Below are 21,484 nucleotides of genomic sequence, written 5' to 3'. Positions count from 1 at the left end.
CATACTTAGTCAACAAGGTTTGTTTGAGGCGAGACATGCCGCGTTGCCGCTGATTCAGGCCGGACGTGCAGGTCCCTGTTAGCTTCAGCCTGGTGAGCGGCGAAAACCATCGGGTAGAAGATGGCCGTCCGGCCGGCGAGGGACTGACCCTTCGGTATCTCGGGATGGTCGAGATCGGGGAGTGGTTCGAGGTTTCGCATCGGACGGTCGCCCTGTGGCGGCGGCGCTACGCTGCCGATCACCCGTTCCCGGAGCCGGACGTTGTCATCGGTCGGACACCTGGTTGGTCGCCTGCACGCGAAGTGGAGATCCGGTCGTGGGAAAGAGCACGGCCGGGTCAGGGTGCCGGTGGCGGCCGCCCACGCAAGGCGACGTAGTCGGCGACTCTTGCCGGCTACGGTTCTTCCATAGCCCTCACTGTCAGCCTAAGAGAAGTCGCCATTTTGGCTCGCACGGTATTAGTCGGATGCTGGCGATCCGGCTGTCGGGCGGCGATCCTCGCGGTTGGAGCTCAGGTTGGAGGCAACGTCGCGAGACTGCTCGCCTGACTTGAGTTGTTCCAGTACTCGCGTCGGCGTTCGACGGCCGCGTGTCGAGTAGTGTTCGGTGTCGGCTGATTGTGTCACCTTCATCGGTACGGCAATTCACGGAACCCGCACTGCGCCGAATGGAGTTTACGTTTGATGGCCCAGATCGTGGTCTTCCAGGCTGGCTGTGGGGCGACGGGACTTCGGTGAAGCCAGTCCACGACATCGCCATAATGGTCGAGTACGACGGACAGGACAGACTCACCCGCGTGGCCGTCCGGGCAAATCGAGCAGGTCGCGAAACGGCCCATCTTCAGAATCTTAGGATTGCTGTTGCGAGGACGTGAAGCGCCGCAGGAGTTCCTGTGTCTCGACGTAGCGTTCGTGGCAGAGGAGGTGGAACGAGCCGACGGATCGAGCTCGGACGGACTCGTACATCCGGAGCGCCAGATTCAACCAACTTTTCTCGTGACGCGGGCACAGCGGAAACGGGTCGACCGTCCGCTCCAACGTCGCCGCTACCCGAATCGCTTGCGCTCGGTTGAAGCGGTTCGACGTCTTCTCGTTGCCGTAGTGCGCTTCCAGAACGACGCGTCCGGCATCGAAGCAGTCGTAAGCGCGCTTTGCGGCCCCAATGGCTAACTGCTGGTCATATGCTGGTCTGGGGTTAGCTGCCTGTGTGCTCAACAGCTCCGACTGGCGGAGGTAGAGGTGGCCCAAGCCCGTGATCAACTCGATGTCCGTGAAGTCGTTGTAGAGGAGTTCGGAGAGATCGGACGACTGATCTGTGCGCTCGTCCGACTCGTCGCTCTGCTCACCGGCGTCCTGCAGACGACGACGGTTCAGGTACTTGCTGATGGAGGTGGGGAAGTCGCTGCGGAACAGCTCATCGAAGGTGCTGTTCATGCGGTGCCAGTCGACCGCCTCGCCCGCCTCCAGGGCAATGCGTTCGCGCAGAACAACAACCTTGTCGGGCTTGTAGTTATGGCCGAGCGGTTCGACCAGGTGACCAGCGGCTTGACGCAGAGCCGACTCACGGTCTCCGTACACGGGCTGCTCATAGCGCACCGAGGTCAAGAGGACCTCGGCCGCCGCGATCTGCGCGATGCGCCGCCGGTAGCCGCTGCGAGACGACGTGATCACCTCTTCGAACTGCTCTACCGCCTCCCCGTACTGCCACATGATGCGGAAGACGCCCGCCCTCGCCAGCTTGACGCGTTCGCTGTAGGGCCACAGCTCCGCGGCCCGATCGAGGACCGACCACGTGGCCGAGTTGTCTACCGAACGCTCAACCGCTGCCGACCGACCCTTCGCCGTCGTCACCAGAAGTTGGCGGTATTGGCGTTCTAGGTCGGCACGCGCCAACAACGCCTCCACCGTGGGCCCGTAACGCCCTTCATGGCTTTTCAAGGCACGACTCCGCACCAGGTAGATTCTTTTCAACCGATCAACTTGTGTCTCGTTGTAGGGGCCGGTCGCCTTCTGGGCGCTCGCCATCAGACTTCGCCCGGCTTGGAACCACTCCTCCTCCAGGCACAGGAACGCAAGTCGGGCATGGTTATGACTCCTGGAGGTCTGCCCCTGCAGCCACGCCTTGACCTGGGCGATGGCTTGGCGCCGTTTCGCTGCGGTCGAACTGTCGCCTGAGGGGTTCACATCGCACTCGGTTTGAATCCCAAGGCACTTCAACCAGACGTGGTAAGAGTCGGTACTGGCCGCGCTGGCCACTGCCGCCTCGGCAAGCTGGACCGCGTTCTTCACCTCTTCAAGTGCCTCTCGCGGTCGATCGTTCTGGAGAAGTGCGGTGGCGTTGAACGCCCTGGCCAGTGCCAGTTCCAGCAGCCCGCTGGGATGACCGGCCATCGCCTGCGCCAGGAGAAGATCCTGCACGGGTACAAGGAGAGCCAGTACCGCCGTAGCGCCGTCGAGCAGCAACTTCGGATCGGCCTGCTCCCGGTGGAGGACCCGTTCAAACTTAGCGACCGCGATCCGCAAGGGCAGGTTCCACTGGGATATCGGCCCGCAGTGGACCGCGAGGATGTCGAGGGCGGACTGGACGCTGCGCACCCGGTCCCGATCTTCGCGCAGTTCCAGCGCATGCGCCTTGACGCTGTCCAGGAATCTCTTGGTCCACAGTTGCCGCAGCGGCTCCGATGGGGCACAACTGTCCAACGCCTGCTTGGCCAGGTCGATGACGGTGGCCAAAGCTCCGAGCCGCTTCTCCTCGTTTACGGCCAGTCGAGCCGCTGCCTTCGCCGCGCGCATGTGCAGCGAGATCCATACGGCGGTACCCGTAGAGGTTTTGGGCCGGGGCAGACGCTCGAGCAAGTGGTTCGCGGCCGCTGCGGTCCTTTCCGCCTCGTCCACCTGCTGTTCGTCCAACTGCGCGACGACGGTGTTCAACAGCCAGGATATCGCGCCGGTGAGGCGGCTGACCTGATCTCGAGCCTCCCGCATCGCATCCTCGCGAAGGGCGTCGCCGATCCCAATGCGGATCGAGAGCACTTCCGCTTGGCACCTGAAGTGGCGACCTCCCAAGAACAGGGCACTGTCGATCGATCGCAGCATCTGCGTGGGGACTAGCGGCGCGGCGTCCGCCAGCAACTCAGCGGCTTTCCTGCCGACGGCCACGAACGCAGCGACAGATACGATTGTTACGGGTTCGCGCATCTTCACGTTGAGTTCCGAAACCACCTGATATAGCAGGTGGGCGTCAGACTCCCCTTCTCCGTCCCCCGGCGACAACTCGGTGGGATCTACCGGAAGGCTGATCGTGTTGACGTCCAGAGAGTTCGCAAACCACGCAAGGGTGAGGAACAACTTCGACAGACGTCCGGGGACGTGGTGTTTAAGCCAGCCGACCCCACACTCGACGGCGAAGAGGATGTCCTCCTGTGCGTGGTCGCCCTCATTCGCAGCCCACTGTCGCAATGCGCTGTCGAACAATTCGTGCGCCATATGGGCCAGTGCGCTGTCGAGCAGTGCGGGATCGGACTCCCCAGATCCCAGGGCAGTTCGCTCAGCGGTGCGCAGCCGTTCCTTTCTCGCACCATCCGACGCGGCCAGAAGGAGGTTCCGGAGGGCCACTTGGGTGGCCATGCTTAGCCGCAAATGCTTCCCCGACGAAGCAGACCGTGCCTCCTCGACGAGAACACCCTGATCAGTCAACCGTTCCAGATCATCCCGGCAGATACCCGCTTGTTCGAGAATGTCCGGTGGAAAGGGCATCTGCTCGGTCAACGACCACACGAGGAACAACGCCAGGCTGTCCGGCTCACCGGAACTGCCTAGCAGTCGGTACCCGGCGTTCGCTAACGCGGTGGTGATCGTCAGCCGGCAGGCATCGAGTAGTGCCAACGCGATCCGCTCCGGGTCCTCGTCGCGCGGTTGCCCGTCATAGGTCGCACGGAAGTACTCGTCGATACCGATGAGGACAATCTTCGGCCGTTTGGCGATGTCGTCGTTCGCCTGCCTGACCACTTCATCGGCATCCGTTCTGATGTTGCGCTTCGTCAGCTCGGTGGAGACCAGTTCGACCGCTTCGCCGTGTTCGAGCGGCCCCAGCCTGATGGCCGGCATGTGGCGAAGCTGTTGCTCACCGTCGGCCACAAGGTCGGTGCTGCTCGCGATGAGCACGACCGACCTCTGGAACGCGGGATTGGCCAGGATGTCGTCGAGGTCCGACTCCAGATCGGTGACATCGTCGGTGAAGCGCGTGCAGTCGATCACCGTGACAAGGTCACTGTCGCTCGACATGCCGATGAGTCGTTCGTGTAGTTTGTCTCGGGCTTTTCGCTCCAGGGACGATGCGTCGCCGCTCCCGTCGTCGTCCAGAGCGTCCAGATCCACCTCGAGTTGGGCCGCGAGGACACGCAACACGGGTATCCTACTGCCTGCTCCGGGGAGCCGGACATTCATGACACTCCACTTCCGCTCCCGCGGCAGCGAGCCGGAGAATCGCGGGTCACTCATCAGCTTTGTGATGAATGCGGATCTACCGGTGTGCTCCTGCCCGACAACAGGGATAACGTGTCCAGCGGACACGAACGAAAGTGCTGCCTGTAGCTGCGCCGTTCGCCCCACGAATCCGTCAGGTGGTTTCGTCGGCAGCGGCAGGAGCAGTGCAGAAGACCGCCGGTCTGTGCCTGGAGAGTTGTAGCCGATGATGACGCGCTGGTCGACGTACTGCGTACCGCTGCCCAACACGGCGGCCTGAGCGTTGTCCTCGACGGTCGTAGTCAGCTCGGTGCGCTGGCCCACGCTTGGCTCCGTCTGCTTGCGCTCGGTCCGCCTCATCGGTCGTTCCTTCGTTGGTCTATGTGCTGCACGCCTTGTCCGAGGGCGTTGATCTGTCCCTCTCCCTCGGCATGGATGTGCATCGTCACGTCGTGAAGCGGCGGTTCCCGGTCGGCAGCTCCGATGGCTGACGCCGCCCCCCGCTCCCGGCCCGTATTCGTCCGCAACGCCGAAAGACCGAGTACGACGGCAATCAGACCGGCACCCGCACCGATACCGCTGCTGATCCGGTCACCCCCCTCGGTACCTAGCCACCAGAAGAGTGCGGCGATCCCGATGGCGACCACTCCGACCACCACAAGGCTCATCCACAGAGTTCTACGCTTTGATCGTGACGTTTCCACACGCATGCCCGGTAGTCGCTCTGCTGGCGGCAGGGGTTAGGGCGAGGACGGGCTTGTGATTAACCTGCAACGATCCCGCATCGCGCGGTGGTCGCCTCGCCGGACTCGCGGACGTACACAGTCCGGGCCACCGTGGTCGGCCACGGCGCAGTCGCGCGCCGTTGAATCCCTCGGCGTCCAGAACGGCAACAACAACCCGGACATGACAACCCGAACCGCAGACCTGGCGCTTACGCTCCTTTGCCGACAACGGCGATATCTTCGCCGCCAGGCAGCTAGTGCCTCATCAAGAAACGTTGACGTTGTCATCGTGTCGCGTGGACATCTGGGCTGGTGATCGCGAGGCTGGCGGTGGAGGTGAGGCTGGTGGCGCGTCAGCCGGAGGTGTTCGTGCGGTCGTTGGAGCCGGAGGAAGCGCAGCGGCTGGTCAAGATCACGAGGTCGGCCCGGGATCGGGTGCGGCTGCGGCGGTCCGGGATCGTGCTCGCGTCGGTGCAGGGCCGGTCCGCGGGTGAGATCGCGATGATGTTCGCCGCGACCGAAGGCTATGTGCGGGAGGTGATCCACGCGTTCAACGAGTCGGGGTTCGCGGCGTTGTCCCCAAAATGGAGGGGCGGCCGACCAGCTAAGTTCGGGTCGGCCGCCCGTGATCAGATCTGCCGCATCGCCGCGTGCAAGCCCGCCGAGCTGGGATTGCCGTTCACGACCTGGAGCCTGACCAAACTGGTCGACTACCTCGCCGCACACGCGTGGATCAGAGCGAGCACCGAGACCGTCCGCCAGATCCTGCGCAAGGCGGGCGTGTCCTGGCAAGCGACGAAGACCTGGAAAGCCAGCAAGGATCCCGATTTCGTGGCCAAGAAGAACCGTATCCTCGACCTCTACGATCACCCACCCACCGATGGACGGGTGATCTGTGTCGATGAGTTCGGGCCGCTGAACCTGCAACCCCGCCCCGGCCGCGGCTGGTTTCCCACCGGCCGCCCGGCCCGGCTGCGCGCGACCTACACCCGCACCAAAGGGGTGCGCAGATGTTCGCCGCGCTCGACCTCGCCACCGGGCAGATGTTCTACCGATTCCGTGACCGCAAACGCTGGCCGCAGTTCCTCGACTTCTGCAAACAACTCCGCCGCCGCTTCCCGACCGGGAAGCTCTACCTGATCTGCGACAACTACGGCCCCCACGGCAAAGCCGAGGTCAGGACCTGGTGCGTGGCCAACGACATCGAGCTGGTCTACACGCCCACCAACGCGTCGTGGCTGAACTGGATCGAGTGCGAGTTCACCGCGATCCGCTACTTCACCCTCGACGGCAGCGACTACCCCAGCCACACAGCCCAGGAAGCCGCCATCGCCGGCTACCTACGCTGGCGCAACCGCCACAGCCACCCCAAACGCCACTTCGCAGTCAACTCCAAGATCCGCCGCCCGGATTACCTACCCAACGTTGCTTGATACGGCACTAGCTGAACTTCTGGCCAATCTGGGCTGAAACTCGTCGCAGAAGCCGCTGCCTGAACCGAGGCGGTGCTCTCGCGTTCCGTGCCCCGCAGGCTTCGACGAACGCGCCCACCGAAGCCGGACTATCGTCGGTGACGAGTTATTATAACTCTTGTGTGGAATACGCCCAAAAGGAGATCGCCTCCGCGCGAAGCGCCAAATAGCGGAGCAACACGCGGTCACGCACGGCAGGATCGTGCGGTAGCGGCGAACACCATGGGACGAAGCTACTCGCAACCTCACATCTGCACTACAGAATTGAACTTTACGGTGGATTCCTTCTCGTCCAGTGCGGTCTCGCGGAGTTCGTTCAGCTTCCGCAGATATGGTGCCATGTCTTCAGCTTCTTCCAGTACCAACATCGCGGCGGCGGTGTGGACGGCGAGTACCGAGTTGCCGTCGTAGCCCTCGAAGAAGCCGAACGCCGTTTGAAAGTCTTCGTCGAAACTGTCGGACGGAATGATGTGCACGTGGCAGTGCGGAACTCCTGAGGTGATCGTCAGCTGAAGGAGTTGTTCATCCAGTACGTCGCTCATGGCCGGGTCGTGGAGAGCGACTTCGTCGATGTAGAAGGTGGTATCGAAGCCCTGCTTCACACCCTTGAGGATCTCCTGGCGCGAGAGTCGTGCCTGCACGGCTTCCTTGACGAGTGGGTCCTTGGGGTTCCGGTTGTGCCGCAGCATCACTTCCGCGTACTGCTCGCTCTGCAGCAAGGAAGGGATCCGCCGCGGTTCGTAGAACGTCATGGTCTTGGCGCTCGCGTGCAGGAAGTCGAGAGTCGGAAGCAGGTCGGGCATGTTCTCTGGGTGGCGCTGGAGGTCGTAGCCATTGGCCGGTAACTCGGCCAGCCTCTTTAGACGATCGAACTCGGCCGGTGCGGTACTGGCTCGGGCCAGGTAGGTGACGATGTCCAGCGTGGACCCTTCGCGCTGTCCGCTTTCCAGCCGAGAGACCTTGGGTGCTCCCCAATCGAGCGAGCGGCAGATGTCGGCCTGAGTGAGGTTGCTCTGTTGTCGCGCTCGGCGTAGCGCGGCACCGATCTCCCGGCTCTTGGCTGTGGACTCCTCGACGCGCTTGGGTTGGGCGGGTCGTGTAGGTGCCGATTTGAACACGATCGATCACTTTCTCAGGTCGGACTTGGGCCCGGCCACTGAGGACTTTGTGGCCAGAGTCGGTGGTGGAGTTCGGAAGGGACGAGAGCCGCCAGCGAGAGCCGGGCGGCGAGCACTTCCCCTGCAGCGACGTCAAATCGTTCGCACGGCCACTGTTTGCCGAAGCAGACGGAGCAGAGGAACATCACGTGAGGATCGGGGAGGTGTGCAGTCAGATCGCATACCGAGGAGGCGACCCTGCCCAACGGACTGTCGCTGTCGACGATCACGCAGTTCCACGACCGGATCGACGGTGGTTCTTCCATGACCGGCTCACCCGCCTCGGCTTCGTCACGGGAATGGGTATGTCTTGCTCGGGAAGCCGCCTTGCGCCTGCTTGATCTCGTGTGACGCCGGAAGCAGGGGTTCTAGGTACGGCCGTGGCTGTGGTGGGAGAACGATGACTTCGGTCGGCTCGTCATCCAGACCTTCAAGCTCGGCCGACGGCCACCCTCTTTGCTCATCCGTTCGCTGCCTTCTGACCCTCGCGACGATCGCCAAAGCCGCCCAGTACGGTTGCCCGCGGAACAGGTGAATTCGACGACGCCTTCTCAGCCGGTTGACGCTAAGCCCGATCAGGCAGACGGTGACTGCGGCAGCACTAACGGACCAGAACATCGACATGGTGGCCTCCCGGTCGGCCTCCGCTCAGAAGCCTTCTCGGAGCCGGTAAGCGAGCCGGACGGAAACGCACGGCCAGAATTGTTCACAGCACGAGCATCGGCCATGAAGCGGGTCGGTGTCGGGGAAAGGCGCGTGCGCTGCGAGATACAACGTCAGTAAGCGGTACAACTGGACGGGTTCAGGATCCTGCGCTCGGTCGACTTGGCCTGCTTGCGATTTGGTCAACCAGAACGGCATCCGACGCTTCGAGACGCGGCGCATCGAGTTCTTGCAGACGGTTGTCGTCATCGCTGGCCTCCGGACGTGAGTGGTTTCTTAGGACTGTCACCACTCTGGCGCGACCGGCTATAGTTACGTAACGGGGTAACATCGCTACGTTTGGTATTTACCCTCATTTACCCCCTGGCAGAGCCGGAGACCACATGGCCGACGAGAACGTCACCGGCGAGACGGCGCGCGCCCGTCTCGCGGGGGAGATCAAGCGGCTCAGAGGTGCGGCCGACTTGAGTCAGTCCGGCTTGGGTGAGCGGGTGGGGTATACCCGGAACTACGTTTCCATGGCCGAGCGGACGGGTGGGAATCTTCCGTCGCAGAACCTCGTCGAGGCACTTGATCAGGCCCTTGGTGCTGCAGGACGGCTGTGCGCGCTTTGGCGTGAAGCCAAGGAGGAGCAACAGGTTCGTCGTCGGCTAGGTCGAGCTACGGCCCTGAGCAGTTCTCCGCTGTCGACCGAAGGGGTTGAAGATGCCGAGCTCAGCCGGTAGGCAGTCGCCGAGGATGCGCGCGATGCCGCGCGGACCGCGCGCATGATCGCGTCTTCGGGAACGACGAATGAGGCCGTCGAACAGTTCGACTCCGAGATCCGGCGGATCGCCGCGGCTTACATCTCTCGGCCTCTGGTCGATGTTTTCGGCGAAATTCGGGAACTACGTCAAGAGGTCTTCCGGCTGCTCGACAGCAACCGGATTCCGAACCAGCTTCGTGATCTCTATCTGCACGCGAGCAGGCTCGGTGGCCTGCAGGCACACGTGTCGCTGGACCTCGGCGACTACCGTACAGCCGACATTCACGCCCAGACCGCGTGGCTGTACGCCAAGCTCGCCGGACATCAGGACATGCTCGGCTGGATCAAGGCGCTCCAGAGCCTGATCTCCTACTGGGACGACCGGCTCGAGGACGCTGTCGAACGGGCACGGGAAGGTGCTTTGTTCCGGCCGCGAGGAACGACTGGAGCTCGCTTGGCAAGTCTCGAAGCGCGGGCCTGTGCGGCACGCGGTGACGAACAAGGAACGCTGATCGCACTCGATGCGGCAGAGAGCGCTCGCGCCGACGCGACCATGGACGAGTACTCCGGCGTCTTCACCTTTCCCGCGGCGAAGCAGTCGGTATACGCCGGAACTACGCTGCTGACCTTGAAGAGCAGCCCGGCTTTGGCGAAACAGGCCATCGGAAAATCGCAGTTCGCGCTCGACGTCTACCAGGCGGCGGCCCCTGCCGATCGGTCCGCAGGAGACATCTTCGCTGCCCGCCTCGATCTGGCTGGCGCGCATATGGTCCTGGATGACCTGGATGCCACGCAGTCGTACCTGGTTCCCGTTCTTGCCGCGCCTCAGGTGCGCCGAACGGCCAGCATCGTCAAACGAGCCCGTGACATTGGAGATCGATTGAGTTCCACGAAGTACCTCACAACGGCTCGCGCCAAGGGGATGCGCAGCGAGATCCGAGAGTTCTGCGCGCCGCCGCCCGCGCTTCCGCCGGGATCGGCGGTGGTCGCGAAGTGACGTCGCGACCTGAGGGCGTGGACACGACGAGCCGTGCCAAGCTCGCTGGAAGTGCGTACAAGGACGAGGCTGATCTGGCCGCACGGCAGTCTCTGTACAGCTGGCAGCAGCCGCGCTACGACCTGCCTGGCATCGTGCTCGATCATCTGCCGAATTCGGCTACGAGCGTGCTCGACCTGGGCTGCGGGAACGGGAAGTTCCTCGACCGCATCCGTTGTGAGCGTCCGCAAGCGCTCGTCATCGGAGCTGACATCTCGTCGGGAATCCTGGCGCCGTTGCCGCCGCCGATCGTGGCGGCTGACGCGGCGGCCCTGCCGTTCGCGTCCGGACAGTTCGATGCCGTCTTGGCGCTGCACATGCTGTACCACGTCGCCGAGCTGCCTGCGGCACTCGAAGAGATCCGCCGCGCGCTCGTTCCGGGCGGCCTCGTCTTCGTCTCGACGAACGCTTACAGCGACAAGGTCGAACTTGACGACCTCTGGTCCGCAGCTGCCGGCGATGTCCTTGGGATCGCCAACGGGCCGAGGAGGGTGGCGCTCAGTGAACGGTTCGCGCTCGAAGACGCGCCTCGCCTTCTCGACCCGTACTTCGAGCAGGTCGCCACGGTCGATCTTCCCGGCGTGATCACCGTCCACGAGCCCGAACCTGTACTCGCCCACCTTCGTTCCTATCGAGCCTGGGCCGACGAAGGCGGCGTCCCGTTCGACGCGACAATCGATCGCGCGCACCAGCTGCTTGTCCGGCACATCGACCTGCACGGCGAGTTCACGATCTCCTGCCGAGGCGGCGTCATCGTCGCGCGCAAACCTCTCTGAACAGGCAACTCACAAGTTGATCACCTTGTGTAGTCGGGTACTACAAACGGGCGAAAAGTCGCTGATCGTGGTCGTCTGACGACGCTCCGGGCATACCGTGAGGTTCGGGAGAGGGACGAACGGCCCGGCATGGTCAGTCCGGCGGGAGCGTGACTGCGCGACCGCATGCTGAGTTGTCGCCTGGTAGTTGCGTGTAGGGGGAACGGATATGGCGGAGCGCCGCCGTGCCGGCTTTGCCGTGCCATTGCGGAACCGGGAATTCCGGGCGCTTTGGGTTGCCGAGCTGCTGTCGATCGGCGGCGACCAGATCGCCCGGGTCGCGTTGTCGTTGCTGGTGTTCAAGGAGACCTCGTCCGCGGCCTTGACCGGGTTGACGTACGCCTTGACCTTCATTCCATCTGTGCTCGGTGGTTTCCTGCTGTCCGGTCTCGCCGACCGCTATCCGCGGCGAGCGATCCTGGTTGTCACGGACGTCGTTCGCGCAGTCCTCGCTGCGGCGATGGCGCTGCCGGGGCTTCCGCTGCCAGTGCTGTGGGCGTGCATCGCGGTGCTCAGCGCGGCGGCAGGACCGTTCAAAGCGGCGCAGTCCGCATTGCTGCCGCAGGTTCTCGGTCGGGAGGACTTTCCGGCCGGGCTCGCCCTGCGGCAGTTCACCGGTCAGGTCGCTCAGGTGGTCGCTTTCGGATCCGGCGGGCTCGTGCTGACGCTGATCGAGCCGCATCTGGGAATGCTGGTGAACGCGGGCACCTTCGTGCTGAGCGCCGTGATCATCCTTAAAGGCGTGTCATCGAGGTCGGTCAGTCGAGCCGACACCGTGCAAGGGGAGGCGGTGCGCACGGCAGGCGAGGCGACTCGAACGTGGGTTCTGCTTTACGCCCTGGTTTTGCTGGTAGGTGTCTACGTCGTGCCCGAGGGCTTGGCGGTGCCGTATGGACATGCGTTGGGGGTCTCCGCATTCGGCATAGGCTTGCTGCTCGCTGCCGACCCACTGGGAAGCGCCATCGGCGCCTGGCTCACGACACGGTTTCGCTTGCCCGCTACACCGCTCACCGCGCTGCTGTTCGCGGTGGTGGCCGGCCTGCCTCTCGCCGCCTGCGTCTTCGAGCCGGGAGTGGTCGCTTCGATCGGCCTTTGGGCCGCGTCCGGCGCTGTCTCGACCGCCTTCCTCATCCAGGTGCAGACCGTCGTCGTCGACCTGGTGCCGGATGCCCGTCGCGGGGGAGTGATGGGTCGGATGTCGACGTGCCTGCAGTGTTCGCAGGGCATCGCGATCCTGGGTGGCGGGGTGGCCGCCCAGCAGTTCGGACCGTTCAAGGCCGTTGCCGCGGCGGGTGCCGTCGCGATCGGCGTGGCGGCGGGAATCGGCGTGCTGTGGATACTGACTCGCTCCCGGCGGCGAGCCGGGAGCGAGCGTGGTTCAGCGAATGAGGACGCGCGAGATCACCAGTCCTTGTTAGTCATCGATGACCCCTCCTCCCAGCGAACGGACTGCCTGGACGGCCCACCCGCTGAGAACACCCCGACGACGGCGTCCGCCGGAGGACCGCCTGGGGACGCAAGCGACTCAAGTATGCAGGTCAGAGCCTCCAGTGTGACTAGCGAGGCTTCCGCTGATACGGAACGTATTTGGAACGTCACACGGTGGAAGCTCTGGTCGCTGCCGCGACGGGTGGTCGCCTTCGTGCTGGCAGTCGAGATCGCCGCGGTCGTCCTCACGCTGCTGCTGGACTGGTTCACGCCGGTGAGCCGATCCGATCTCTTCCGATTCGGCGTCCTCGTAGTGCTCGGTCTCCTCGCGGCGGAGGTGACCCGGGCCGTCGAGCAGATGCGGCGCCGGTTTTCCGATACGCCGCACGTCAACATGAGCTCGGTATGGACTCTCGCGGCGGCTCTGCTGGTCACGCCGACCTTGGCGACGGCGACCGCGGTCATCCTCTATGGGCACATGTGGTGGCGTAGCTGGCGTCGAGTGTCCGGCATGTGCCTGTACCGCGTGGTCTTCAGCGCGAGCTCGGTCGTCGTCTCCTGTTGTTCGGCGATCGCGGTAGCCCGCTGGCTCCCCGCCGTCCAGGCCCTCGAAAACATCGACGACGGTGCACTGCTGGGGCTTGCCGTAGTGGTCGTCTGCTACTGGCTGGTGAACTCGGCGTTGGTCGCCGGGGTGATCGCGTTGTCGCCCGGCAAGCGCCCGATCGGGGCGCTGGTCGGCAGCTGGAGCGAGAACAGCCTCGAGTTCGCGACCTTGTGCGTCGGTGTCCTGGTTACGTTGTTGATGGTCTGGCATCCGCTCGCGTTGGTCTTCGTCATGCTGCCGCTGTACGTGCTGACCCGCAGTGTTCTCGTTCGGCAGCTCGAAGCCGCGGCGACGACGGACAGGAAGACCGGCTTGCTCAACGCCGAGACCTGGAAGACTCTCGCGGAGAACGAGGTGGCCAAAGCTCGGCGTCACCAGGCGCCGATTGGCGTGCTGATGATCGATGTTGACAAGTTCAAGTCGGTGAACAACACGTATGGGCACATCGTCGGAGACAGGGTCCTGCGTGAGATCGCGCAGGCGATCGTCGGAAACGTTCGTTCGTACGACATCGCCGCGCGATTCGGAGGAGAAGAGTTCGTCGTTCTCCTGCCGAACGCTGATACGGCGGCCTCGGTCGGCATCGCGGACCGCGTCTGCGAGGCGATCCGCGAGATGAAGTTCGCGGACGAATTGGGTGATTTGCGGCTTAGCGTCTCAATTGGTGTGGCGGCCTATCCAGAAGCGGGCGAAGCCCTCAACGATGTGCTCGTGGCGGCGGACAATGTCTTGTTCGCGGCAAAGGACGCAGGCCGGGACAGGGTCCGTTCGTTGATGCCGGACCCTCGCCGTACGGCATCCGCGAAGGCGGATTAAGCGCCACGGCGGTCGACCTCGTCAGCTTGGGCGGTCCGCTTGGTAGACCTGAGCCCACTCGGCCAGCGGCCGGACGGCGCGGAGCAGCGAGCGGCCAGTCGGGGTGAGTACGTAAGAGACCGTCGCGAAGTTGCCCGATTCGGCGTGCCGCTCGATGAGCCCGTCCTCGCGAGCACGCTGCAGGGTGTCGCTCAGCACTCGGTTCGAAAGCATGCGGTCTCGATCGGTGCGCTTCTCGACGTCGTTGATCGAGGCCAGCAGCTCCTTGAACGGCGTCTCGCCGCGGGCGAGCCCGGCCAAGACGGCGACGGTCCATCTGCCTCTCAAGAGATCCAAGGCGATCTGGACGCTGTGCCGGTACGGAATTTCCCACCCCTCCATACCGACCAGCTAACACGATTCCCTACGGCTTGCGCGCGAGCAATTCTACTCATTTCTACACCCAGATGAGTGACAAAAGCCCTGATGAGCCAAGGCTCACCCGGTGTTGACCTTGCCCTCACCGGGCGGGGAAGCGGTATTCCTGATTTGCCAGGAACGGACTGCCTGGCGCAGGAGAAAGAATCGAAGGCCGGCTGGACAACCTCCCCCGCTCGAGGAACTCGCAAGCGCCTCGGGCAGCTCCAGCCGGCCTTCGCCTTCAGACAGGTTCACGGAGGGAGGCCGGATGTCAGCCGAATACGTTCTCGACTGCGGTGATCGAGCGAAGCTCCCTGCGGGAGAAGACGACGAAGAACTGTTGAGCCGGTACGTCTGGTGCGACGAGTGCCGGATCTGGCGGCGCGTCATCGAGCAAGTGGATCCCGCCGATCTGGATGCCGAGGTCGGAGGATGACCGTCACCGATTTCACCGAACGCTTGAAGAAGGCGCGACAACGCGTCTCTGATCCACAGCCGCCATCGAAAACTTCGCTGCGCTGGCTTAATCTCGCGACGGTGGTCGTCGCGATGGTGTTCGCTCTGCTCATCGTCCATCTTGTCGCGGTCCTCAGGGACAGGACGGTGCCCGCGCTAGTGCTGACCAGGGACGTCGGCGCGACTCAGCCGTTCACTGAATCAGACCTGGCCACTGTCGACCTAGTCCTTGACCACGACGTCCGCTTCTTCCGAGCGTCCGAGCGAGCCGCTGTCATCGGCCGCGCGCCCGCCGTCGCGCTTCAGAAGGGGACGCTCCTCGCGGCGGCAAGCCTCATGCCGGAGGGCGTGCCGGGAGCCGGGTTTCAGCTGGTCGGCCTGCGAGTGGAAGCAGGCCACCGCCCGAGTCAGCCTCTTTGGCCGCATGCGCGGGTCTGTGTGTCGTCTCTGCCGCAAGCGCTGCCCTGTGACTCGTTCCCGCCAGTGGGAAACGCGTTCGTTGCCCGAGTCGCCGGAGTCGGATCACCTGACTCTGACGGGACGGTAGTAGTCGACGTGATCGTCGATCCCGAACTCATCGGTCCGGCTCTGACCGCTGCAAGCGGGTCCGTGATCATCAGCCTCAGGGGAGCGTGAAATGAAGTCCAAGCTCTTGATCGCCTTGTTCATCGCGGCTACCACGGCCGCGTGCAGCGAGAGCGGAAATACGCCCTCGACCGTGCCAGCCGTACCTCCGGTATCCCCGACATCAAGCCAAGTCCCGACAGCTGAGGACGTAGCGAAGCAGAAAGCGCTCGAGGCTTACGAGGGCTACTGGCGTGTCAGCACCGCTGCGGAGAAGGCGCCGCGGGCGAAAAACTGGCGCTCAGCGCTGGGCGAGTACCTCGTCGACCCTGAGCTGACGCGTCACCTCGCGGAAATCCAGAACCTGGCCTCCGTGCCGTCGCATATGGAAGGTGACTACCGGCGTTCCCCTGCGGTGACCGCGGTGTCGCTCGACGATCGCGACCCGCGGATCAAGATCACCGACTGCCTCGATCGGACTGGGCTCCACCTGGTCAGCGACAAGCCGGGCGAGCAAGGGCGGGTTCTCGACAACCCGGACCAGCCGCGGCGGTACAAGTTCCGTGTCGAGGTCGTCCTATACGCCAGCCTGAACGACCGGTGGCTCGTCCAGGTCGTCGAAGCCACCTTGGACAAGCCATGCTGACGAAGACGATCGGCTCGGCTCTGCTGGTGACCGCGATGGTCAGCCCGGCGACGGCGTGGGCAGCCCCAGTGCCAGGCCCAGGTGGTTGCCAGTCATCGGGGGTGCGCGGGACCTGCTGGGTCGGTGCGACGGATCCCGGTCGGCCGGGTCGCGAAGGTGGCCAGCCGGGGACAGGACCAGCAAGCCAGGCAAAGCGTGCCGGACCTGCTCCGCAGTGCCTTCCAATGGAAATCCCTCAGCCGGCGAGCGGTGACCCGATGTGGGCGGGAAAGGACGCATCGAAGGGGCGGTTGGTCGTGATGATCTGCGGCGTCGGCGGGCCCGGCGGTGGGAATCTCGGCGAAGCTCATGTGGCTTACGTGCCGAATGGGACCGGGGCTCCCGTCGTACCGCAGGTTTCACCGGCTGAACTCGCTCGGCACGCGATCGACCAAATGGGACTCTCCGCGCCGGACATCAGGCTGGCGCCGCCCGCCGATTCACCGCACGGAGCCACGATCGGCTTTCCGGTGTGGATGTGGAGCGCACGAAGCGAGGCCACTGCCGGCCCGGTCACTCGGACGGCTACCGCTGGGGTCGTCAGCGTGACGGCTACCGCCAAGCTGGCTCGCGTCACCTGGTCCATGGGCGACGGAGCAACGAAAGTTTGCGCTGGACCGGGCACGCCGTTCACCGAAGACAGGGCTGGCCTCGCGTCTCCTGATTGCGGGCACGTCTACCTGACGAAGGCCTCGTCCGGTGCCTTCTCCATCGCGGCGACCGGTCACTGGGAGATCAGCTGGTCCGGCGGCGGGATGTCCGATTCCGAGGCGATGGATCTCACCGCGAATGCTCGGCTGCCCGTCCGCGAAATCCGCACGCTGAACTCCGGGGGAGGGCGGCCATGAACGACCCGACTCAGCCTGAAAGGCCTCCACTCGTGCCAGAGGTCCGGCCGCTTCGGCGGCGACCGTCAAAGCTCCTGGTCCTCATGGGCCTTGTGCTGGCGGCGCTGTGCACGACCGGGACAGTGTTCATCTACCGGAACGTCGACACGACGATCGCCGCGGTCGGTGTCGCCGCTCCTGTCCGATATGGGCAGGTCGTGCTCGACAGCTCCGTGCGCGAGGTCCAGGTCCGACCTGATCCCGGCGTCACCCCAGTGCTGTGGAAGGACCGTTCGCAGCTCATCGGGCGGAAGGCCACCACGAATCTCTGGCCTGGGAGCGTCTTGACCGCGCAGGCGGTCGGAGGAGATCTCCCGCCAAGGCCTGGGGAGCAACTGCTGGGTATCGCCGTCAAGCCGGCTCAGCTCCCGGCGACTCCGCTGGAGCCGTTGAAGCCTGTTCTCCTCGTTCCTTCCGGTCAGGGCGGCACCGTGGTCGAAACCTGGGAACCGGTGCAAGGGACGGTGATCCGCGTAGGGGAGCGAGATCAGACCGGGCTCCGCGTTGTCGATGTCGTCGTGGCTGAGCATCAGGGCCCGAAGCTCGCGACCAAGGGATCCGTGGGCACGGTCGCGATCGTTTTGCTGCCGGGGAGTTGAGCGAACCATGCTGATCACTTTTGCTTCTCTGCGCGGAAGTCCGGGAACGTCGGCCGCGACGCTGGCCTTGACGTGGGCTTGGCCGCGCCACGCCGTCGCTGCCGAATGTGATCCGTCCGGCGGCCAGGCGCTCGCGGTGTTCGACCCGAGCGGTTCCCTCGGACACCGAGGAATGTTCGAGGCGATGCTGGCCGCGCGGACGATGCCGCTGCCGCAGGCGTTGTGGCAACAGGCGATCACGCTGCCGGACGGAACTGGACGACACTTTCTCCTCCCTGGGCCGCAAACGACTCGGATCGCGGAAAGCCTGCAATGGCAGCGACTTGCGCTGGCGTTCCGGACCTGGGAGTCGGTCGACGTCCTGGCGGATTGTGGTCGGCTTCGTTCCCGCGGTATGCCACATGCAGTTCTGGGAAATGCCGACCTGACGGTGCTGGTCGTACGCAACGACCGGCATTCGCTCCGAGCACTGTCGTCCTCTGTGGACGTGGTTCGCGAGGAGATCGGCCTGCTCGGTACCGCGGACGACGGCTTGGTGGTCGTTGTGGCGTCTACTCCCGCTGGGGCCCAACGCTTTCCGGTCAAGGAGGTCGAGAGGCAGTTCGCGAAGCTCGGTCTGCCGGTTATCGGTGAGATACCGTGGGATCCCTCCGCTGCCACGCAGTTCACGGACACGTTCAAGCCGGGCAAACGCTTCGAGACCTCACCGATGCTTGAGGCCTCCCGGAAGCTCGGGTTCGAGATCGGCAGGCGAGCCTTCACCCGGTCGCGAAGGCTTCGAGGGCGGGCGATTCCTGAGCAGGCCCCCGCCAGGCAAGAGAGGCCACGACGCGAGCTCGTGAGGAGACCGCCACCGCCTTCGATTCCGCGGCCTGCCGCGTCTGCTGGGGGAGGGGAGCGCCATGGTGGTTGAGCAGGACTTCGAAGGGACGGACGAACTTGTCGATCGTGTCCAACAGGCTCTCGCGAAGCAGGTCGAAGAAGAGATGGCACGCCATAGCGAGCCGGAATTGGGAAGTTTCGAGCGTGCGCTGGCTGGAAAGCTGATCGACGATGTCCTCTCGGCTGCGATCAAGGAGTGGGCTGGCCGGGGCAGGCCGTTCCTTGACCCTGGCAAGGAGTGGTTCGTCAAGCAGGCCGTGATGGCTGAGATGTTCGGTTTGGGACGGTTGGAACCGTTGCTGGCGGACGATGGTGTCGAGAACATCGACATCATCGGCAACGAGCCCGTCTGGCTGTCCTATGCGGACGGCACGGTTATGCGCGCACCCCGGATCGCACCGACCGATGAAGCCTTACTTCGCTGGCTGCAACGCCTGGCCGCCCGCCACGGTCGGACCGAGCGCTCCATCAACAGCACGTCACCACTGCTGAACATGGAACTACCGGGAGGCGAGCGCCTGGCCGCGACCATCGAGGTCAGCGATCGCCCGCACGTCTCCATCCGACGGCATCGCCTGTCCAAGACCGGACTGGCAGACCTCCGCAAGCGGAGGATGATCTCGACGGCGCAACTCGCGCTCTTGCGCGCGGCAGTGCGCGCGGAGAAGAACATCGTCGTCTGCGGCAGGCAACGGGCGGGGAAGACGACGCTCCTGCGGGCCCTCTGCTGGGAGATCCCTCCGGACGAACGGTTCGCGACACTGGAGACCGAGTTCGAGCTCGGCTTGCACCGGCATCGTGATCGCTTTCCTGCCGTGGTCGCGTTCGAGGAACGGGTCGGCAATTCGGAGCGGTCTGGCAGCACCGTCGCGGATCTGTCGCACTTGGTCTGGCAGTCGCTGCGCATGCACACCACGCGCACGATCGTCGGCGAGGTCCGCGGCCGCGAGATCATCCCGATGCTCGATGCGCTGTCGACGGGCGGTTCAGGCTCGCTCTCCACACTGCACGCGCGCAACGCGGGGGACGCCATCAATCGGATGGCCCGCCTATGCCTTGATGGGAACTCCGCGTGGACCCCCGAGCTGGCGCACGAAACCGTGGCGCACGCCATTGATCTCATCGTGCACGTCGACCTCGTCGCCGACGGAAGCAGTCTCGATCGCTACGTTGCCGAGGTCGTCTCCGTCGAGGCCGGTGAGTACGGGCGGCCCGCGCGGACTTACCTCTTCCAACGTGCTGCAGGCCGTCGTTCTGTACCTACCGGGAATCTGCCGACCGACATCGAGGATTACGAGCGTGCCGGGTTCGACCGGAACTGGCTGACCTGTGGCAGCGACGGGGAGTGGGCCCATGTCTGAACTCGTCCTTGCTCTGCTCGGCGCCGGTCTCGTCGGCGGCTTGGCCCTCATCGTCGTCGGAGCCTTCGGTGTCGGCCGACGGCGAAGGCTCGTCTTCCAGCCGAAGGCACTTCGGCGGCATCGTGAGGATCGTGGCCTGCGCTGGCGAGGACCTCTCGCAGTGTCAGCCGGCGCCCTGGTCTGGCTTGTCTCCGGCTGGCCGATCGCCGGAGTGGCCATCACGGCCTTCATCGTCTTCCTGCCGTGGCTTTTCTCAGCCGGGGTGATCGCCAAGCAGCGCATCGAGCGACTGGAAGCCCTGGAAACCTGGCTGCGACGTCTCAGCGACGTCATGGCAGCGGGCAACACCGGGTTCGTCAGCGCCATACAGAGTTCCACCCGCGAAGCGCCTGCCTGCCTCGCCCGCGAGCTGACCACGCTGGCGCATCGCCTGAGAACCTGGGACGTGCAGCAAGCCCTGCTCGAGTTCGCCGACGACATCGACGACCAGATCGGGGATGCCGCGGTGGCAGGCCTCTGCGTCGCGCACCGCCAAGGGTCTGGTGTCGCCGGCCTGCTGCGTACGCTCGCTCGCCAGGTTGCCGAGGACATCGTCGCTCGCCGGACTGCGGAATCCGAACGGGCCCGAAGGAGGTCTACCGCGCGGGTCCTGCTCGGCATCTGGTCGGCGATGTTCTTGGGAATCGCGCTCTTCGGCAGCTCGATGTACACCTCGGCCTACGCCACACCGACCGGTCAACTGGTCCTGGCTGTGGTGCTCGGGTTGGTCGGGGCCTCCGCGGTATGGCTGCGCCAGTTAGGCCTCGAGCCGCCTGCCGCCAGGTTCCTCTCCGCGCGGGTCCGGCGGCGGACATGAGCACGCTCGGCCAACTCATCCTGCTGGCGCTAGGGATCGCCGGCGGAACGACACTGATCGTCGCGGCCTACGTGCCCGGACGTCTCCGGCTCAGCGATGTCCTGAACGGTCCGCGTGTCGTCTCGGGCAGCTCGTCGCTGAATCCCGCGTTGCGATCGGTGATCCGGTTCGCCGACCGGTGTGGAGCGAGGGCGCCGACCACAGACCTCGACCTTGTCGGCCAGACACGCGAATCCTTCATGCTGAACCGCATCGTCTGCGCGGCCGCCGGAGCCCTGGCGGTTCCGCTGACGGATGTCGCACTTGTCATCCTCGGCGCTGGGACACCGGTATTCCTGACGGGAGCGATGTCGCTGTGCGCGGCAGTATTCGGTTGGGCGCTTCCGCGACTCCTGCTGCGCGCCAAGGCGCAGAAAGCTCGTGCCGCGTTCCGAGGTGCCCTGGTTGCCTACGCGCACCTCGTCGCTCTCGGGCGCCTCGGTGACCGCGGTCCGGTCGAAGCGATGCGCTACCCGGCCTCGTTGGGTGAAGGCTGGGCGTTTCACCGGATCCGGCTGGCGATGAACGAAGCGTCCCTGCGCGGCCGGATGCCGTGGGAAGGCCTTGAGCGCCTCGCCGATGAGCTGGGTGTTCGCGAACTCAGGGATCTCGGGCACATCATCACCAGCGCAAGCGAGGGCGGAGCGAGCATCGCAGACACCCTGCGCTCGAAAGCAGCATCGATCGCCCAGCAAGCCCTGGCGGATCAGAAGACCGGCTCGTCGATCCGTTCGGATCGGATGGACATGCCGATCGCCGTGATGGGCCTGGCGTTCATCGTCTTTCTCGCCTTCCCCGGCATCTTCACGATGCTCGGCACCTGAAACAG

19 protein-coding genes are annotated in these 21,484 nt (G+C 64.6%); 15 read left to right on the top strand and 4 right to left on the bottom strand.

What is annotated here, in order from left to right; genetic code table 11:
- Positions 1-848: 848 nt before the first annotated feature.
- Both ACZ7KI_RS16370 and ACZ7KI_RS16365 read right to left on the bottom strand, forming a co-directional pair.
- The gene (locus tag ACZ7KI_RS16370; RefSeq protein WP_470273943.1) at positions 849-4,823 is read right to left on the bottom strand and encodes a hypothetical protein; all 3,975 of its coding nucleotides are present in this window, start codon (positions 4,821-4,823) and stop codon (positions 849-851) included.
- Positions 4,820-5,131: a hypothetical protein gene (locus ACZ7KI_RS16365; protein WP_470273942.1), complete on the bottom strand. Its 312-nt coding sequence runs from the start codon at positions 5,129-5,131 to the stop codon at positions 4,820-4,822. Before ACZ7KI_RS16365 ends, ACZ7KI_RS16370 begins: the two co-directional genes overlap by 4 nt.
- A 369-nt stretch (positions 5,132-5,500) precedes the next feature.
- Between ACZ7KI_RS16365 and ACZ7KI_RS16360 the strand changes: the two genes are divergently transcribed.
- Positions 5,501-6,328: an IS630 family transposase gene (locus ACZ7KI_RS16360; RefSeq protein ID WP_470273941.1), complete on the top strand. Its 828-nt coding sequence runs from the start codon at positions 5,501-5,503 to the stop codon at positions 6,326-6,328.
- Positions 6,232-6,621: a transposase gene (locus ACZ7KI_RS16355; protein WP_470274080.1), complete on the top strand. Its 390-nt coding sequence runs from the start codon at positions 6,232-6,234 to the stop codon at positions 6,619-6,621. The genes ACZ7KI_RS16360 and ACZ7KI_RS16355 overlap by 97 nt, the downstream gene beginning before the upstream one ends.
- Positions 6,622-6,905: 284 nt before the next feature.
- Here the strand turns inward: ACZ7KI_RS16355 and ACZ7KI_RS16350 are convergent, their stop codons facing one another.
- Positions 6,906-7,778, bottom strand: a complete 873-nt coding sequence (locus ACZ7KI_RS16350) for a helix-turn-helix domain-containing protein (RefSeq protein WP_470273940.1) — start codon at positions 7,776-7,778, stop codon at positions 6,906-6,908.
- 1,085 nt (positions 7,779-8,863) lie between these two features.
- Between ACZ7KI_RS16350 and ACZ7KI_RS16345 the strand changes: the two genes are divergently transcribed.
- The 4 genes from ACZ7KI_RS16345 (at position 8,864) to ACZ7KI_RS16330 (ending at position 13,927) form a co-directional block, all read left to right on the top strand.
- Positions 8,864-9,205, top strand: a complete 342-nt coding sequence (locus ACZ7KI_RS16345; RefSeq protein ID WP_470273939.1) for a helix-turn-helix transcriptional regulator — start codon at positions 8,864-8,866, stop codon at positions 9,203-9,205.
- A gap of 42 nt (positions 9,206-9,247) precedes the next feature.
- The gene (locus tag ACZ7KI_RS16340) at positions 9,248-10,222 is read left to right on the top strand and encodes a hypothetical protein (protein WP_470273938.1); all 975 of its coding nucleotides are present in this window, start codon (positions 9,248-9,250) and stop codon (positions 10,220-10,222) included.
- Between the two features lie 17 nt (positions 10,223-10,239).
- Positions 10,240-11,037: a class I SAM-dependent methyltransferase gene (locus ACZ7KI_RS16335; RefSeq protein WP_470273937.1), complete on the top strand. Its 798-nt coding sequence runs from the start codon at positions 10,240-10,242 to the stop codon at positions 11,035-11,037.
- A gap of 208 nt (positions 11,038-11,245) precedes the next feature.
- Complete coding sequence (locus tag ACZ7KI_RS16330) at positions 11,246-13,927, top strand: MFS transporter (RefSeq protein ID WP_470273936.1); 2,682 nt, start codon at positions 11,246-11,248, stop codon at positions 13,925-13,927.
- Positions 13,928-13,948: 21 nt separating this feature from the next.
- Here the strand turns inward: ACZ7KI_RS16330 and ACZ7KI_RS16325 are convergent, their stop codons facing one another.
- Positions 13,949-14,308: a winged helix-turn-helix transcriptional regulator gene (locus ACZ7KI_RS16325; RefSeq protein WP_470273935.1), complete on the bottom strand. Its 360-nt coding sequence runs from the start codon at positions 14,306-14,308 to the stop codon at positions 13,949-13,951.
- A gap of 286 nt (positions 14,309-14,594) precedes the next feature.
- Between ACZ7KI_RS16325 and ACZ7KI_RS16320 the strand changes: the two genes are divergently transcribed.
- From ACZ7KI_RS16320 to ACZ7KI_RS16280, 9 genes are all read left to right on the top strand, one after another.
- A complete protein-coding gene (locus ACZ7KI_RS16320; RefSeq protein ID WP_470273934.1) occupies positions 14,595-14,762 on the top strand; it encodes a hypothetical protein in 168 nt (55 codons plus the stop codon).
- Positions 14,759-15,418 carry a hypothetical protein gene (locus tag ACZ7KI_RS16315; protein WP_470273933.1) on the top strand — a complete coding sequence of 220 codons (660 nt, stop codon included), beginning with the start codon at positions 14,759-14,761 and terminating at the stop codon, positions 15,416-15,418. The genes ACZ7KI_RS16320 and ACZ7KI_RS16315 overlap by 4 nt, the downstream gene beginning before the upstream one ends.
- A gap of 1 nt (position 15,419) precedes the next feature.
- Positions 15,420-15,992, top strand: a complete 573-nt coding sequence (locus ACZ7KI_RS16310) for a hypothetical protein (RefSeq protein WP_470273932.1) — start codon at positions 15,420-15,422, stop codon at positions 15,990-15,992.
- A 584-nt stretch (positions 15,993-16,576) separates the two neighbouring features.
- Positions 16,577-16,879: a hypothetical protein gene (locus tag ACZ7KI_RS16305; protein ID WP_470273931.1), complete on the top strand. Its 303-nt coding sequence runs from the start codon at positions 16,577-16,579 to the stop codon at positions 16,877-16,879.
- A gap of 83 nt (positions 16,880-16,962) precedes the next feature.
- Positions 16,963-17,517: an SAF domain-containing protein gene (locus ACZ7KI_RS16300; protein ID WP_470273930.1), complete on the top strand. Its 555-nt coding sequence runs from the start codon at positions 16,963-16,965 to the stop codon at positions 17,515-17,517.
- Positions 17,518-17,524: 7 nt separating this feature from the next.
- Positions 17,525-18,430 (top strand): hypothetical protein, encoded by a 906-nt coding sequence (locus tag ACZ7KI_RS16295; protein WP_470273929.1) that lies wholly within the window; start codon positions 17,525-17,527, stop codon positions 18,428-18,430.
- Positions 18,420-19,760 (top strand): CpaF family protein, encoded by a 1,341-nt coding sequence (locus ACZ7KI_RS16290; RefSeq protein ID WP_470273928.1) that lies wholly within the window; start codon positions 18,420-18,422, stop codon positions 19,758-19,760. The genes ACZ7KI_RS16295 and ACZ7KI_RS16290 overlap by 11 nt, the downstream gene beginning before the upstream one ends.
- Positions 19,753-20,616, top strand: a complete 864-nt coding sequence (locus ACZ7KI_RS16285; protein ID WP_470273927.1) for a type II secretion system F family protein — start codon at positions 19,753-19,755, stop codon at positions 20,614-20,616. The genes ACZ7KI_RS16290 and ACZ7KI_RS16285 overlap by 8 nt, the downstream gene beginning before the upstream one ends.
- On the top strand, positions 20,613-21,479 hold the full coding sequence (locus tag ACZ7KI_RS16280; protein WP_470273926.1) for a type II secretion system protein: 867 nt from the start codon (positions 20,613-20,615) through the stop codon (positions 21,477-21,479). Before ACZ7KI_RS16285 ends, ACZ7KI_RS16280 begins: the two co-directional genes overlap by 4 nt.
- The last annotated feature ends 5 nt before the right edge of the window (positions 21,480-21,484 follow it).

The organism is Amycolatopsis sp. NPDC039088 (assembly GCF_055598845.1).
The sequence above is the reverse complement of the archived record's forward strand: the minus strand, read 5'-3'. Positions and strand labels throughout refer to the sequence as shown.

Coding starts and splice junctions, on each gene's coding strand:
- ACZ7KI_RS16370 (WP_470273943.1), bottom strand. CDS start 4,823: ATGAGGCGGACCGAGCGCAAGCAGACGGAGCCAAGCGTGGGCCAGCGC.
- ACZ7KI_RS16365 (WP_470273942.1), bottom strand. CDS start 5,131: ATGAGCCTTGTGGTGGTCGGAGTGGTCGCCATCGGGATCGCCGCACTC.
- ACZ7KI_RS16355 (WP_470274080.1), top strand. CDS start 6,232: ATGTTCTACCGATTCCGTGACCGCAAACGCTGGCCGCAGTTCCTCGAC.
- ACZ7KI_RS16345 (WP_470273939.1), top strand. CDS start 8,864: ATGGCCGACGAGAACGTCACCGGCGAGACGGCGCGCGCCCGTCTCGCG.
- ACZ7KI_RS16340 (WP_470273938.1), top strand. CDS start 9,248: ATGATCGCGTCTTCGGGAACGACGAATGAGGCCGTCGAACAGTTCGAC.
- ACZ7KI_RS16330 (WP_470273936.1), top strand. CDS start 11,246: ATGGCGGAGCGCCGCCGTGCCGGCTTTGCCGTGCCATTGCGGAACCGG.
- ACZ7KI_RS16325 (WP_470273935.1), bottom strand. CDS start 14,308: ATGGAGGGGTGGGAAATTCCGTACCGGCACAGCGTCCAGATCGCCTTG.
- ACZ7KI_RS16320 (WP_470273934.1), top strand. CDS start 14,595: ATGTCAGCCGAATACGTTCTCGACTGCGGTGATCGAGCGAAGCTCCCT.
- ACZ7KI_RS16315 (WP_470273933.1), top strand. CDS start 14,759: ATGACCGTCACCGATTTCACCGAACGCTTGAAGAAGGCGCGACAACGC.
- ACZ7KI_RS16310 (WP_470273932.1), top strand. CDS start 15,420: ATGAAGTCCAAGCTCTTGATCGCCTTGTTCATCGCGGCTACCACGGCC.
- ACZ7KI_RS16300 (WP_470273930.1), top strand. CDS start 16,963: ATGGGCCTTGTGCTGGCGGCGCTGTGCACGACCGGGACAGTGTTCATC.
- ACZ7KI_RS16295 (WP_470273929.1), top strand. CDS start 17,525: ATGCTGATCACTTTTGCTTCTCTGCGCGGAAGTCCGGGAACGTCGGCC.
- ACZ7KI_RS16290 (WP_470273928.1), top strand. CDS start 18,420: ATGGTGGTTGAGCAGGACTTCGAAGGGACGGACGAACTTGTCGATCGT.
- ACZ7KI_RS16285 (WP_470273927.1), top strand. CDS start 19,753: ATGTCTGAACTCGTCCTTGCTCTGCTCGGCGCCGGTCTCGTCGGCGGC.
- ACZ7KI_RS16280 (WP_470273926.1), top strand. CDS start 20,613: ATGAGCACGCTCGGCCAACTCATCCTGCTGGCGCTAGGGATCGCCGGC.